Annotated in this window: 14 protein-coding genes and 1 tRNA gene; 6 read left to right on the plus strand and 9 right to left on the minus strand. The window is 34.1% G+C overall.

What is annotated here, in order from left to right; translation table 11 throughout:
• The 3 genes from ICJ83_RS12935 to ICJ83_RS12945 form a co-directional block, all read left to right on the plus strand.
• On the plus strand, positions 1 to 2,769 hold a 2,769-nt coding region (locus ICJ83_RS12935; RefSeq protein ID WP_188230829.1), incomplete at its 5' end, for an Ig-like domain-containing protein.
• A 191-nt stretch (positions 2,770 to 2,960) separates the two neighbouring features.
• Entirely contained in the window at positions 2,961 to 3,485 is a 525-nt protein-coding gene (idi, locus tag ICJ83_RS12940; protein ID WP_188230830.1) for an isopentenyl-diphosphate Delta-isomerase, read from the plus strand.
• Entirely contained in the window at positions 3,485 to 3,895 is a 411-nt protein-coding gene (locus ICJ83_RS12945; protein WP_188230831.1) for a 6-pyruvoyl trahydropterin synthase family protein, read from the plus strand. The genes idi and ICJ83_RS12945 overlap by 1 nt, the downstream gene beginning before the upstream one ends.
• Before the next feature lie 48 nt (positions 3,896 to 3,943).
• On the opposite strand, the gene ICJ83_RS12950 is transcribed toward ICJ83_RS12945, so the two are convergent.
• Positions 3,944 to 4,315: a hypothetical protein gene (locus tag ICJ83_RS12950; RefSeq protein ID WP_188230832.1), complete on the minus strand. Its 372-nt coding sequence runs from the start codon at positions 4,313 to 4,315 to the stop codon at positions 3,944 to 3,946.
• A gap of 453 nt (positions 4,316 to 4,768) precedes the next feature.
• Here ICJ83_RS12950 and ICJ83_RS12955 point away from each other — a divergent pair, with 453 nt between their 5' ends.
• On the plus strand, positions 4,769 to 5,038 hold the full coding sequence (locus tag ICJ83_RS12955) for a hypothetical protein (RefSeq protein WP_188230833.1): 270 nt from the start codon (positions 4,769 to 4,771) through the stop codon (positions 5,036 to 5,038).
• 61 nt (positions 5,039 to 5,099) lie between these two features.
• Positions 5,100 to 5,173: transfer RNA gene (locus ICJ83_RS12960), tRNA-Thr, on the plus strand.
• 130 nt (positions 5,174 to 5,303) lie between these two features.
• Here the strand turns inward: ICJ83_RS12960 and ICJ83_RS12965 are convergent.
• From ICJ83_RS12965 to ICJ83_RS12975, 3 genes are all read right to left on the minus strand, one after another.
• Complete coding sequence (locus ICJ83_RS12965; RefSeq protein WP_188230834.1) at positions 5,304 to 5,999, minus strand: DUF4369 domain-containing protein; 696 nt, start codon at positions 5,997 to 5,999, stop codon at positions 5,304 to 5,306.
• A gap of 138 nt (positions 6,000 to 6,137) precedes the next feature.
• A complete protein-coding gene (locus ICJ83_RS12970; RefSeq protein ID WP_188230835.1) occupies positions 6,138 to 7,448 on the minus strand; it encodes a DUF819 family protein in 1,311 nt (436 codons plus the stop codon).
• A gap of 261 nt (positions 7,449 to 7,709) precedes the next feature.
• The gene (locus ICJ83_RS12975; protein WP_188230836.1) at positions 7,710 to 8,411 is read right to left on the minus strand and encodes an outer membrane beta-barrel protein; all 702 of its coding nucleotides are present in this window, start codon (positions 8,409 to 8,411) and stop codon (positions 7,710 to 7,712) included.
• A gap of 482 nt (positions 8,412 to 8,893) precedes the next feature.
• Here ICJ83_RS12975 and ICJ83_RS12980 point away from each other — a divergent pair, with 482 nt between their 5' ends.
• Complete coding sequence (locus tag ICJ83_RS12980) at positions 8,894 to 9,559, plus strand: M15 family metallopeptidase (RefSeq protein ID WP_188230837.1); 666 nt, start codon at positions 8,894 to 8,896, stop codon at positions 9,557 to 9,559.
• A 2-nt stretch (positions 9,560 to 9,561) separates the two neighbouring features.
• On the opposite strand, the gene ICJ83_RS12985 is transcribed toward ICJ83_RS12980, so the two are convergent.
• The 5 genes from ICJ83_RS12985 to ICJ83_RS13005 form a co-directional block, all read right to left on the minus strand.
• Positions 9,562 to 10,803 (minus strand): DEAD/DEAH box helicase, encoded by a 1,242-nt coding sequence (locus tag ICJ83_RS12985; protein WP_188230838.1) that lies wholly within the window; start codon positions 10,801 to 10,803, stop codon positions 9,562 to 9,564.
• Between the two features lie 33 nt (positions 10,804 to 10,836).
• Positions 10,837 to 11,217: a hypothetical protein gene (locus ICJ83_RS12990; RefSeq protein ID WP_188230839.1), complete on the minus strand. Its 381-nt coding sequence runs from the start codon at positions 11,215 to 11,217 to the stop codon at positions 10,837 to 10,839.
• 54 nt (positions 11,218 to 11,271) lie between these two features.
• On the minus strand, positions 11,272 to 11,907 hold the full coding sequence (locus tag ICJ83_RS12995) for an MOSC domain-containing protein (protein ID WP_188230840.1): 636 nt from the start codon (positions 11,905 to 11,907) through the stop codon (positions 11,272 to 11,274).
• A 183-nt stretch (positions 11,908 to 12,090) separates the two neighbouring features.
• The gene (locus tag ICJ83_RS17100) at positions 12,091 to 12,924 is read right to left on the minus strand and encodes an FKBP-type peptidyl-prolyl cis-trans isomerase (RefSeq protein ID WP_188230841.1); all 834 of its coding nucleotides are present in this window, start codon (positions 12,922 to 12,924) and stop codon (positions 12,091 to 12,093) included.
• 38 nt (positions 12,925 to 12,962) lie between these two features.
• Complete coding sequence (locus ICJ83_RS13005; protein WP_188230842.1) at positions 12,963 to 13,640, minus strand: DUF4377 domain-containing protein; 678 nt, start codon at positions 13,638 to 13,640, stop codon at positions 12,963 to 12,965.
• Positions 13,641 to 13,723 lie beyond the last annotated feature (83 nt).

A 13,723-nucleotide genomic window follows, 5' to 3' on the forward strand; every position in this document is an offset into this window, starting at 1 on the left:
TGGAATCCAGACGGAACATACACGTTTGAACCAGCCGATGATTTTTCAGGAACGGTAGATATAGTTTATGAAACCTGTGATGATAATGCTCGTGTACCAGCATGTGATACGGCTACATTATCGGTAACAGTAATCGACAATACATCAGAAGTAAACAGTGTGATAGCTAATAATGATGAGAATGTATCTTATGGAAATACAGTGTCAGGCGATGTTTATGCCAATGATGTAGATCCGCAAGGGGATACTTTTACAATCACCGGCTTTGAAGTAGATACTGATGGCGATGGCATAGCCGAGGCACAAACCCCAGGCACAACAGTACCAGTTTACGGAACGGATTCCGAAGGCAATGTTGTCGAAGCCGGAACCATCACGGTAACAGATTCAGGCGTATACACATTCACACCAAACGATGATTTTGTAGGTGAAGTAGAGATCAGTTATACCATAGCAGACGATGGTAGTCCATCGGCATCCGACAGTGCATTAATCACCATTGATGTGTTAGAAGATCCGAGTGAAGGTTTAGCTAATCTGGCACCATTTGCAGGCGACGATCAGTCAATTACCGAGGAGAATACTTCAGTAATGGGCGAATGGGCATCGAATGATAACGATCCAAACGGAGATATGATTGTGTTAAACGGCACGAGTACAGAGATCGATTTAAGCAATCCGACAGGAACAACAAGTTTAGGAACGTATCCAACAGATATGGGCGGAAACATCGAGTTCTTTAGTGATGGTACTTATCAGTACACGCCACCAACAGATTACTATGGCGGCGATCAGGTAAGTTATGAGATCTGTGATGTAACAAGCGTTGAACCACAACCATTATGTAGTACAGCAACGATTTACCTAACGGTATTAGAAACAAACACTACGGTAGCTATAGGAGATGAGAACACCACTTTATCAGGTTTACCAGTAAGTGGGGATGTAACGACGAATGATTTTGATCCGGAAGGAGATAATCAGATATTCCAAGGATTTATAGATGAAAACGGGGATCCGATAGCAAGTGGATCGACGGTGTCAGGAGTAGATTCCGAAGGCAATGAAGTAGCTAATGCCGGAACAATCACCTGGAATCCAGACGGAACATACACGTTTGAACCAGCCGATGATTTTTCAGGAACGGTAGATATAGTTTATGAAACCTGTGATGATAATGCTCGTGTACCAGCATGTGATACGGCTACATTATCGGTAACAGTAATCGACAATACATCAGAAGTAAACAGTGTGATAGCTAATAATGATGAGAATGTATCTTATGGAAATACAGTGTCAGGCGATGTTTATGCCAATGATGTAGATCCGCAAGGGGATACTTTTACAATCACCGGCTTTGAAGTAGATACTGATGGCGATGGCATAGCCGAGGCACAAACCCCAGGCACAACAGTACCAGTTTACGGAACGGATTCCGAAGGCAATGTTGTCGAAGCCGGAACCATCACGGTAACAGATTCAGGCGTATACACATTCACACCAAACGATGATTTTGTAGGTGAAGTAGAGATCAGTTATACCATAGCAGACGATGGTAGTCCATCGGCATCCGACAGTGCATTAATCACCATTGATGTGTTAGAAGATCCGAGTGAAGGTTTAGCTAATCTGGCACCATTTGCAGGCGACGATCAGTCAATTACCGAGGAGAATACTTCAGTAATGGGCGAATGGGCATCGAATGATAACGATCCAAACGGAGATATGATTGTGTTAAACGGCACGAGTACAGAGATCGATTTAAGCAATCCGACAGGAACAACAAGTTTAGGAACGTATCCAACAGATATGGGCGGAAACATCGAGTTCTTTAGTGATGGTACTTACTTGTACACACCTCCAGTAGATTATTTTGGTCCAGACCAGGTAAGTTATGAGATTTGTGATGTAACAAGCGTTGAGCCACAACCATTATGTAGTTCTGCAACAATTTTCGTTACAGTCTTAGAAAAACAATGTTTAGACTTTGACTTGTGGGTTTACTTAGAAGGTAGTTTAGTAGAACCGCAAACAGGTTTGTATAATAATCCGCCAATGCGAACAGCATTAAATGATTCTTATTTATTACCTGGACAGTACAACGAGAACACTACAGGAACTAAGTATGCATTACCGGGTCAACCATTTGCTGCGGCTCCGTGGAATTATAATGGAATTGAAGGTAGCTATTACGATTCAGAAGGATTAGTTGCTAATGCAAAAGCTAATTATCCAGCAACAGTAGTAGATTGGGTATTAGTTTCATTGCGAACAACTCCAGATGAAGGAGGCGAAACAATTTGTCAACGAGCTGGATTATTACATAGCGACGGTCACATAGAATTATTAAATACTTCAGATTGTTGTTATATTGATGCTAATGTTAGTTACTATATTGTTATAGAACATAGAAACCATTTATTAATAATGTCTCAAGATCCAGTTAGCGTAGTAAATAAGACAATTACCTATGATTTTAGAGATAAACAAACCTATATTAATGATGTATTTAATTCAGGGGTATACATTGGTCAGAAAGAAGTACTTCCAGGAGTATTTGTAATGTATGCTGGTAATGGTGATCAAACCACTACAGAAAATGAAGATACAGACATTACGGCAGAAGATGGTAACAAATGGATTAACAATGGTACAGCTAGTGATGTTTATAACGCAGCAGATTATAATATGGATGGCGAAGTAAACGCATTAGATTATGAGCTATGGAAGAAAAACTCTCCAGGATTTACAAGTGTACCACGTAAATAATAGTTAAGTAAATATTTTAAGTGAAAGGCACCTTGAAACTCAACTTGTTTCAAGGTGTTTTTTTTATTATTAGAATGCGAAAATACAACTGTGATAAAAAGTAGGAGTAATAACTAACGGATAACACTTAATTACTAAAAAGAAATTTAAACATTAGCAAACCACATTCAATTTTGTACTTTTGTTTCACTATGAAAGAAGAACAAGTCATTTTAGTAGATCAAAACGATGAGCAAATAGGACTGATGCCAAAAATGGAAGCCCACGAAAAAGCATTATTGCATCGTGCGTTTTCAGTGTTTGTCTTTAATGAGAAAAACGAATTAATGCTACAGCAGCGTGCAGCGCATAAATATCATTCTCCTCTGTTATGGACGAATACCTGTTGCAGTCATCAGCGTGAAGGGGAATCTAATATAGATGCAGGTAAGCGCAGATTGCAGGAAGAAATGGGATTTGTTACCGATTTAAAGGAAACAACCTCTTTTATATATAAGGCTCCTTTTGATAATGGGTTAACAGAACATGAGTACGATCATATTATGGTTGGACATTATGAAGGCAATCCCAAAATAAATCCAGATGAAGTTGAAGCTTGGAAATGGATGTCGTTGGATGCTGTAAGAGCCGATATTGAAGTACAGCCAGAACTTTATACGGCTTGGTTTAAAATAATTTTCGAGAAATTCTATCAACATATTAATATTAAAAAATAATGAAAGCAACTGTTAGCAGAAAAGCTCATTTTAATGCTGCTCACAGACTTTTTAAGGAAGGATGGAGTGATGAGAAAAATCTACAGGTTTTTGGAAAATGCAGTAATCCTAATTATCACGGGCATAATTATGAGTTAGTAGTTAGTGTGACAGGAGAAATAGACCAGGAGACTGGTTTTGTAGTTGATTTAAAAATATTAAAAGATATTATAAAACAAGAGGTAGAGGAACCATTGGATCATAAAAATTTAAACATTGAAGTTGATGCATTTAAAACCTTAAATCCCACGACTGAGAATATAGCAGTATATATATATGAAAAACTAAAACCTCATTTAAAGCCAGAATTAGATTTAGAGGTTACTTTATTTGAAACTCCTAGGAATTTTGTAACCTATTCAGGAGAGTAGAATTTATTAAAACAAAAAAATCCCAAGTCCTTTACTTGGGATTTTTATTTAACAAGCAGTTTTACTTTCGGTAAATTCTGTATTGTTTACAGGGAAATTAAATAATGCGCTACAAACCCTCTCATGATGATTTAAAGTGGTCTTCGCTTTTGTTACTAGAATATTCACAGTAAAACTAGTCGTGGTTTGTTTTACCAATTGAGCCTGAATAGTAAGTTTGTCCTTAATAAAGGCGTTTTTATGCATTTTAAATTTATAATCTGTGAATTCAGGAACATCCTGTAAATAAAAACCTTTAACAGGAATTGTTGCAATATCTTTTACCGCGTCGTAAAGAGTACTTGGTAATAAAAATCCGTTGGCGTTACTAATTTTTTTTGTCACTATAAAAGATGCGTTTGTATGTGTATTTGTTTTCATAATTTAAAGGGTTAGGGGTACAACAATATGGGAGAGAGTTTAAAATGACTAGGCATAAAACATAACGTTTTCTGTATAAGAAATAAATTAATAATAGATTGGACGGTTTTGGAAATGGTTTTAATTGTTTTCATAATTTAAAAATTTAAGGTTTGAATTTGTTTTAAATAAAAAAGGTGCTTTTATTAATAAAAGCACCTTTAAATTGTTATCTATTGTTAAAAAGAATTATTTGTAATGAAGATGCTCACGAGATGAAATATGTAACATAGTAAAAGCGACCGCTTTCCACTGTTGCGAAATACGGCTACACTTCTGTTTATATGACATCATTGTTGTGTTCATCGATATAAAAGTACGTATATTTTTTTTATAATTAATTATTTAATTTAAAATAGATGTTTTTATTTAGGATTAATGTAATTTTGCACGCAAATAAAACACATTATAATTATGGCAAATAAGAGAGACCTTAAAAAAGACATTAACTATGTATTAGGAGATATTATTGAGGCAGTGTATGTTTGGGAGTACGCCAATACAGATAAAGATACAAAAGAAAGTTCGGCTATTATAGACGAAGCTATTGTTACTTTTGATGAGTTAATCGCTAAAGTAAATGCAAAGGATATTGATAATGCTAAGGCGCATTTTAAAAGCATCCAAAACGAGTTAGAAAGTAGAGGAAACGAATTAATTGAAAAAATTAATAAATTAAGTTAATTTTTTTGACGGAATATTTGCAGATTCAATTTTTGCTTTTATATTTGCACCCGTCAAAAACGCCGATATAGCTCAGCTGGCTAGAGCAGCTGATTTGTAATCAGCAGGTCGTGGGTTCGAGTCCCTCTATCGGCTCAAAAAAAGCTTCACTTTTTAAGTGAAGCTTTTTTATTTTAAATAGTTAATAGAAAGTTATATTTAAGGATTAAAAAAAAGACATTCAATAACTATTGAATGTCTTTTTTGATGTCAAAATGAATATATATTATTCTGCTTCTTTTATCTTATCAATAAATTTTTGAAGTTCTACACCATATTTAGAGGCTTTAACCTTATCGGTTAAAGAATTGTTTATCGTGTCTAGTAGATTTACTTTAGCATTATATATTTCTGATAGCGCTAAATAAGGAGCCACTTCACTATTTTTATTGTTAATTGCGAAATTAACTGTAAATAGGTAACGTCTTTTTATTAAGTTAAGCGATAGTTTATCGATACTATCAATTTTTGTTTGATCATTTTCTTTACGGGCCTCAAAACTTGCTTTTATCAGGTCTAAATTTTGGTCGTTTAGACGTCCAATCATTTGTTGGTAATTTTCCAGTGTTTTTTGTTGTTCAGATCCATTTATTTTGGCGTCTAAAGCGAAGTCTTTAACCGTTGTATGGATCTCAGTAACTCCTTTGTCAGCAAAAAAAGGAATTCTTTCATTTTCGGACGTATTTTTATTTAAATATAAAAAGAACATTTCAGGAGATTCAAGAGGGCTGTAAAGTTCAAATTGGGAATTACCATTAACTACAACTGAGTCTACAGTTACTAAAACCGTGTCTTGTACTTTTTTTAAATACACTGTTCCTTTTTTTAAACCTTTAACGTTTGTTTTTACAACTAAATCATGCTGCTCTTTAGAACAGGAGGCAATAACAATCATTGCTAGAGCGAATACTATTTTCTTCATATTTAAAATAAAATTTTACCCGATAATCGAGCGAATACTGTTTTGGGATTCAACCCTCTTTAAGTTCAAATAAATTTACCTTGATATTATTTTAGGGAATTTTTTAAAAAGCAAATATGCTAATAAAATTGTTAAGTTTTAGCTTGCTGAAGCTAATTCCATCAAAATGGTACAAACAATTGCTGATATAGTCCCTATGGCATAACCAAATACAGCCAGTAACACGCCTACAGTTGCCAGCGATGGATGAAATGCAGATGCGACAATGGGGGCTGACGCTGCACCTCCTACATTTGCTTGGCTACCAACAGCCATAAAAAAGTAAGGGGCCTTTATCAATTTGGCTACCAAAATTAATAAGCCTGCATGTATAGACATCCAAACGAGCCCCACGGCAATCAAACCAACATTATCAAAGATCAAATTCAGGTCCATTTTCATGCCTATTGAAGCAACTAAAATATAAATAAATACACTTCCAATTTTACTAGCACCAGCGCCTTCGTAATTTCTAGCCTTTGTGTATGATAGAAATATGGCTATTACTGTTGATAAGCTAATCATCCAAAAGAAACCCGAACCAAGGAAAGTAAACATGTTTCTGGTTGTAGAATTGCTAATTTCAGAAACTAATTTATCAAAATAAGGAGCAATATAACCAGAAAGTAGATGCGCAATGCTTACTGTTCCAAAAGCAATTGCAAGCATGAGCATATAATCGGTTAAAGTTGGTGTTTTTTTTATGCCCTCTGTAAAATTAGAAACTTTTTCTTTTAGGCTATCAATAGAGGACGTATCTGCTTTTAGCCATTTGTTAATTTTGTCTCTTTTTCCAATGCCTATTAATAATATAGCCATCCAAATATTAGCAACAACAATATCGACAAATACCATTCCGCCATATAATTTTTGGTTGTAGCCGTAAATTTCCAACATAGCGGTTTGGTTGGCTCCACCACCAATCCAACTGCCCGCTAAAGTCGAAAGACCACGCCAAACTGCATCAGGACCTGCTCCTCCAACAGTTTCTGGCGAGACTATCGAAATGAGCAATATAGCAATTGGGCCGCCTATTATAATGCCAATCGTACCCGTAAAAAACATGATTAAAGCTCGCCATCCAAGATTGAATACACCTTTAAGGTCAATACTTAATGTCATTAAAACAAGTGCAGCAGGTAGCAAAAATCGGCTTGTTATAAAATATATATTGCTTTTATGTTTAACAACTTCATTCGCTTCATTTACTGTTTCCCATTCTGGGGAAATTAAACCAAAGGACGTTAAAATAGCTGGTACCATATAAGCCATGAAAAGTCCAGGAACAATTTTATAAAATTTTGACCAAAAACCGGTTGTTCTAGACTCAGTATAAAAAACAAAGCCCAGTGCAAGCATAAGTAGACCAAATGTGATTGTATCGTTTGTGAAAATTGGAGAGTTATCCATGATTGTTTATTAATGTTTTGAGAAGTTTCAAAATTAATATAATAAACTATGTGGTTGTAAACTTGTGATATTAATTTAAAATTTTGTTTTATGTTTTAGTTTGGCACAGTAATTGAAACGTTAATATTAGTTGTATTCAAGTATAAAATTATTGAGTGGTTACTTTAATTTTTGAATTGCAACTCATATTTTTGGTTGGTTAGTTAAAAAAAGCATCCTCGTTCGGATGCTTTTTTTCATTTATAGTATTAAAGCTAAACATTAATCATAAGGGCATGCGCAAAATTTCTTTTTAAACAAATCTCCAAGTGGCATATCTGTTCGTAAAATGTCAATAAACAAGCTAAGTCTTATCATACTGGCTTGATAGGGCTTGAGGTCGGCTAGGTTAGTGCCGTATTCGCTATAAATAATATCTAGAAGTTCTTCTTCGGTGGTATTATTCGAACGTTCGTAGCGTAGATCTAGTCCAAATCGGTTATAACGAAACATAACTCCAAAATTAAAACTCATGGTATTTTTATCTAAATCTGGCCCGCCATCACTATAAGAGGTAACTTGAACACCTTCTAATTGTGTGTCATCGTAAAAATTAAAGCTTGGCCCTAGATAAAGTCTAACGGGTTTCAAAATGCGTACACCAACTAATAACGGGATTTCCATTTTTGTTGTTCTCCATTCAGCCTTCTTTCTAGGTAATTCGTAATTATTATTTAGGGTTACATAGTTAAATTCTGGTTGCACGAAAAAAATGCCGAACTCACCTGTAACGTAGGCACCCAGCTGATAGCCCAGTTCTTTGTTCGGTTCATGGTTTATGGCAGGTTCGTTATTGTATGCACGTTGATATAATGTCCCAATACTATTATTATTTAGCCCTCCTTTTATTCCAAAGGCATATTCTTGAGAGAAGCTAATTATAGTATATAATAAAAGTGTAGAAGTTAGTAGTTTTAATTTCATATCTGATTCGTTTTCAGGGCTTCGATTTAAAATTAAAAGGCTTCAACGAGTAGATTGTAATTTAATCGTTAAAAAGAATGTTTTTTCGATAAGGATTTGTTTATCGATAAAATAGTTACTGATTTATGCAATGTTTATGTGGTTAATTATTCAAAATAAACCAGTTTTTATAATTATAGAGCTTGCTTTTAATCGATAAAACCGGATTTTAATCGTTAAATGTTAAAATTTTATGCATTTCATCGAATATTAAGGTATTTTGTCGTTGTGTAATTATGAATAGTTATATATTTGAAGTGTACTAAATAAAATACTTTTAGTTCAATGGATTAATTAATTAATATTTGCATTATGTTGTTAGTTAGGAAACCCTGAATCTACTTCGTAATAAAAAGCAAATTAGAAAAGGCCGAGTTTGAGGGAACTCGGTTTTTTTGTGCTCATTAGTTTTTTTTCGACAGATTTTACTTATTTTAGCCTACATGAGTAGTGCTATCAAATATCTTTTCTTTTTTCTTATTTCTTTTTCTTATGCTCAATTACCGGAAGGCTTCGTTTATGTTAAGCAAGTTGTTCCTGATTTGGATGTAGATTTACGATATTATTCAAATAATAATTTTATAGGTAAGCCTGTAAAAGGATATGAAACTGATAAATTGATTTTAACAGTTGAAGCTGCAAATGCCCTTAAAAAGATTCAGAAAGAATTACAGGATATGAATCTGTGTTTGTTAGTTTTTGATGGTTACCGACCGCAACAAGCTGTTAATCATTTTATAGACTGGGCAAAAGATTTAAACGATACTGTAAATAAGCACGCATTTTATCCGAATGTAGATAAGAGAAATCTTTTTAAGGAAGAATATATTGCCACACGTTCCGGCCATAGCAAAGGAAGCACAGTAGATTTAACCATTATAGATGGCAATACAGGAGAGCCCTTAGATATGGGAAGTTCTTTCGATTTTTTTGGCGAAGTGTCTTGGGTAAATTATAACAACATTACAGAAAAGCAAAAAGCGAACAGAATGCTTTTGCAGCAGGTTATGCTAAAATATGGCTTTAGGAATTATCCTAAAGAATGGTGGCACTTTACCTTAAGAAATGAGCCGTTTCCAAAAACCTATTTCGATTTTCCTGTTCAATAAAATTAATACCAACGTTTCTTTTTCTTTTTAGAAGCTTCACTTTTTCGACCCTTTTTGTGCTTGCTTCCTTGTTTTTTAGATTTATGAACAACTGGTTTTGCTTTCGGATCTAGGGGGTAGGGGTGATCTTCAACAACATCTAATTGTAATTGAATAAGTTGTTGAATTTTGGTGATGTATGTTTTTTCATCTGCCGAACACAGTGAGTAAGCAGTACCGCTTTTACCTGCTCTGGCTGTTCTTCCAACACGATGTACATAAGTTTCAGGAACGTTTGGTAAATCGAAATTGATAACAGCATCTAATTCATTTATATCAATACCGCGAGCGGCAACATCAGTAGCAATTAAAATATTAACATAGCCTGTTTTAAATTTATTTAGGGCTTCCTGACGTAAATGCTGGGTTTTATCACCATGAATACTATCTACTTTATAGCCGTTTTTAATTAGTGTTTTCTCCAGTTTGTCTACACCAAATTTGGTTCGTCTAAAAATAATGATCGTGCCTTTTATAGTGTTTCTCAATAAATGCAAACATAATTCTATTTTATTACGCTTCGGCACATAATAAAGCACTTGGTTAATGTTTCCAGATGTGGACGCATTAGGTGCTACTTCAATACGTTCTGGATTTTTTAAAATGGTATTAGCCAGTTGTTCTACTTTATATGGGATAGTTGCAGAGAACAGTAATATTTGTTTTTCTTTAGTGCAAAGTCGTTCTATTTTTTTAACATCATCAATAAAGCCCATATCTAGCATTAAATCGGCTTCATCAAGAACAAGAGTTTCTACGTGGTCTAAATTAACCAAATCTTGTTTGTGTAAATCCAGAAGTCTGCCTGGAGTGGCGATTAAAATATCAATGCCTTTGTTTAGAATATCTTTTTGAGGTTCTATAGAAGTTCCTCCAAAAACAACGGCAGTGCGTAAATTTGTGTAGATACCGTATGTTTTAAAATTATCAAGAATTTGAACGGCCAATTCTCTGGAAGGACTAACAATTAAAGCTTTAATTTTTTTTCCTTTTTTAGGTGCATCTTGATAATCGAAAAGCGATTGTAAAATAGGAAGCGCAAACGCAGCGGTTTTTCCGGTCCCTGTTTGTGCAGATACAATAACATCTTTTTTATTTAGTACAAAAGGAATGGTTCTTTCCTGAACTAAAGTTGGATTATCATAGCCAGCTTCAGCAATGGCTCTTAAAAGTGGTTTGTTTAATTGTAAGTCTTTAAATGACATAATCGTGTTTTATGCCACAAAGATAAGTGAATTTTAAACGAGGATTTTTTTTATTTTAATGGCATTCCAAGTGTCATCAACTGAAAGTAATTTTGTGGGTTTTAATCTGTAATCCCCTAAGAAATCCCAATCGAATTCAATGTGTAATTTGGAAATTTCGCTAATGGTGGTTTCATTTGGATAAAATACCCATAAAATGGAGTTGTCTAAAAGTCTAGGAAAAAGGGTGAGCATCTGGTTAACAAAGTCTTCTTTGCTTTCTACAAATACCAACGCGCATTCTACACAAGAGGTTGTAACCAGCGATTCAGAATAATTAACATCGCTAAAAATGGCATTAAAAGATTCTGGTTTATTTAAAATATAAACGTCCTTAAAGTTTTGAAGTTTTAGTTTTTTAGGTAATGTTCGCATATTCTAAATATACAAAAAATATCAATGTTTTAAAATAACAGGACCTGTATAATTCTATGAGATGAACTGAAGTAATTTTTCCTTTTTTTTCGCAGGAATAGCATCACTTTCGATTAGCGATTTTACTATGTTTTTATCTTTTTCAGGGTTGTAAAGTAAATTGAAAAATGCGTGAACAGAGATCTTGTTTTTGTCTTTTTGAATACGTTTTAAAGCATCTCCAGAGGATGCAAAACCTTCCTGCAGTACGCGTACGTATGTGCCAGAATAGCCTCTTTTTATAAATTGTTTTAAAACATCCTGAGTGCCAAACTTTATACCTAATTTATAACAAGGTTCACGTGGTTCGGTAATTTGGATTATAGCTGTGCCCACCTGAAAAATATCGCCAACAAAAATTTTAGTTTCATCTAAGTTGCTAACCGTTAAATTTTCACCAAACATTCCCCATTCCCAATTTAAATCAGGATAAAGCGATTTCCAGTATTTGTATTCATTTTCTGAAAAAAGATAGCAGGCCTTAAATTCACCACCGTGATATTTTCTATCAATAACCTGATCGTTTTTTACATCACTTTTTCCTAAATAGATAGGAGAAGTAGTTGGTATTTTAAATATGCCTGTTTGTTCTTCTTTGTTATTCCAAATAATCGTTTTGGCATTGGCAATATTGGTAGATTTTATATACATAATTATGTAGCTTCTATTTTTCTAAGGTACCAAAAATTATAGGCTTAATTAATTTTTAATCTAAAAACTTTGTTTAATCCATGCTTGGCTGGTTTAAGGGTTATGGCTTTATAATTGAAGGATAGAAACAACAAAGCCATCTTAAAAATTAAGATGGCTTTGTTAAGTTATAATTGTATGTGCTTAATTGATCGATTTTAATTCGATATCGAAAATTAAAACAGAGCCACCAGGAATAGTGTAATAATTCGAGTTTCCGTAGCCCAAATGTGCAGGAACTAATAATTTTCCTTTTCCACCCTCGTTGAAATAAGGAATGCCTTCTTTCCAGCCGCTAATAACCTGATTTAAACTAAGTGTTGCTCCAGAGACTGTGCTTTCATCAAAAACTTCTCCATTTGTAAAATACCCTGTGTAAGCAACGGTTACTTGGTCGGTAGAAGTAGGGTTTTCTCCTGTTCCTGTTTCATCTATAATATAATAAAGACCAGATTCTGTTTTTTGAGCTTCTAAATTATTATCAGTTAAATACTGTTGAATTTCAATGTCGTTTTCTGTTTTGTAATTCACGTAAACCACTTCAATATCAAAAATAATAACTGATCCAGCAGGGATATTGTTGTGTTTGTTGCTACCGTATGCCAAATGTGCTGGAATTAATAATTTTCCGCTTCCACCTTCATTAAATTTAGTTAGTCCTTCTGCAAACCCCGGGATTACGTATTGTAAGATGAATGAAGCTCCTTCAGCTGTACTCTCGTCGAAAACCGTTCCATTGGTAAAATACCCTTTATAAACAACTTTAACACGGTCGTTTAAATTTACAGGTGCTTCGCCGCCACCTTGTTCGTCGATAACATAATAAAGTCCTGATGTTGTTTTTTCTGCGTTTAGATTGTTTTCAAGAATATAGGCTTGAATTTCTTCATCATTTTGAACTGTATAGTCCACAGGTTCATCTGTACTGCATGATAAAAAGCATACTATAGCAGTCGCTAATAAAAATAGTCTTCTCATAATTTTTTTTGAGGGCAAATATAAGAGAACCTATTCGTTTAATCTATTTTTTTAAGACTTAGCGTTTCTTCGCCGTTAGCATTTAAAAATGTAAGTTTTAACTCTTCCTGCTTGTAGCTAACCGATTCGTTTAACGCTTTATTAAACTGCATTGAAACCGTCATGTCCGGACACATTTTTCTTGTAGAAGCTAAAGGACCTAATGTTATATTTCGGGCAGTAAGGTTTTTTATTTTTCCTGTAAAATTGTTGCAACCATCGTTACCTGAAATTTGCATTTTAGAGATGTCAATTTCAATACTTGGTGTTTTTGGGGCATTTGTAACTGGCTCGCCTTTTATAGTTGTTACCGACCATATATCATTTAAAATCATTTTCGGATCTTTTATTTTTTCCATAACTTTTACTAGTTTGTATTTAATAGACGATGCATCGGCAGGCACGTTTTTAGGGTCTAATTGCGTTTCGGTAACTTCAATTTTTTGAAAATATCCAAATTCAAAATCGAACCCTTCAATTGGGGCATAAAAGGAACTCCAGATTGCTTTATCGACGTCGGTGCCTTTGTAAACTTGTAAACACATCATTTTACCTGCGCCTGAACTGCATTCTGTTTTTACACTATTAACCCAATAGGTTGTCGTTTTAATTGAATTGCATGAAGTAAAAAGTGTTGCTATAATGGTAATTGGTAACATGGATTTAAGTAATGACATATTTTATTTTGTTTTTAAAGTTATTCACTATGTCTTTTCAAATGTCTTGCCAAATTGTGGCGAATTAAGTTAATGAAATGTTA

The sequence above is a fragment of the Aestuariibaculum sediminum genome, from assembly GCF_014596945.1.
Lineage (GTDB): Bacteria > Bacteroidota > Bacteroidia > Flavobacteriales > Flavobacteriaceae > Aestuariibaculum > Aestuariibaculum sediminum.

Bases quoted from the DNA above. Each gene is read 5' to 3' on its own strand.
- idi (WP_188230830.1), top strand. From the start codon at position 2,961: ATGAAAGAAGAACAAGTCATTTTAGTAGATCAAAACGATGAGCAAATA.
- ICJ83_RS12945 (WP_188230831.1), top strand. From the start codon at position 3,485: ATGAAAGCAACTGTTAGCAGAAAAGCTCATTTTAATGCTGCTCACAGA.
- ICJ83_RS12950 (WP_188230832.1), bottom strand. From the start codon at position 4,315: ATGAAAACAAATACACATACAAACGCATCTTTTATAGTGACAAAAAAA.
- ICJ83_RS12955 (WP_188230833.1), top strand. From the start codon at position 4,769: ATGGCAAATAAGAGAGACCTTAAAAAAGACATTAACTATGTATTAGGA.
- ICJ83_RS12965 (WP_188230834.1), bottom strand. From the start codon at position 5,999: ATGAAGAAAATAGTATTCGCTCTAGCAATGATTGTTATTGCCTCCTGT.
- ICJ83_RS12970 (WP_188230835.1), bottom strand. From the start codon at position 7,448: ATGGATAACTCTCCAATTTTCACAAACGATACAATCACATTTGGTCTA.
- ICJ83_RS12975 (WP_188230836.1), bottom strand. From the start codon at position 8,411: ATGAAATTAAAACTACTAACTTCTACACTTTTATTATATACTATAATT.
- ICJ83_RS12980 (WP_188230837.1), top strand. From the start codon at position 8,894: ATGAGTAGTGCTATCAAATATCTTTTCTTTTTTCTTATTTCTTTTTCT.
- ICJ83_RS12985 (WP_188230838.1), bottom strand. From the start codon at position 10,803: ATGTCATTTAAAGACTTACAATTAAACAAACCACTTTTAAGAGCCATT.
- ICJ83_RS12990 (WP_188230839.1), bottom strand. From the start codon at position 11,217: ATGCGAACATTACCTAAAAAACTAAAACTTCAAAACTTTAAGGACGTT.
- ICJ83_RS12995 (WP_188230840.1), bottom strand. From the start codon at position 11,907: ATGTATATAAAATCTACCAATATTGCCAATGCCAAAACGATTATTTGG.
- ICJ83_RS17100 (WP_188230841.1), bottom strand. From the start codon at position 12,924: ATGAGAAGACTATTTTTATTAGCGACTGCTATAGTATGCTTTTTATCA.
- ICJ83_RS13005 (WP_188230842.1), bottom strand. From the start codon at position 13,640: ATGTCATTACTTAAATCCATGTTACCAATTACCATTATAGCAACACTT.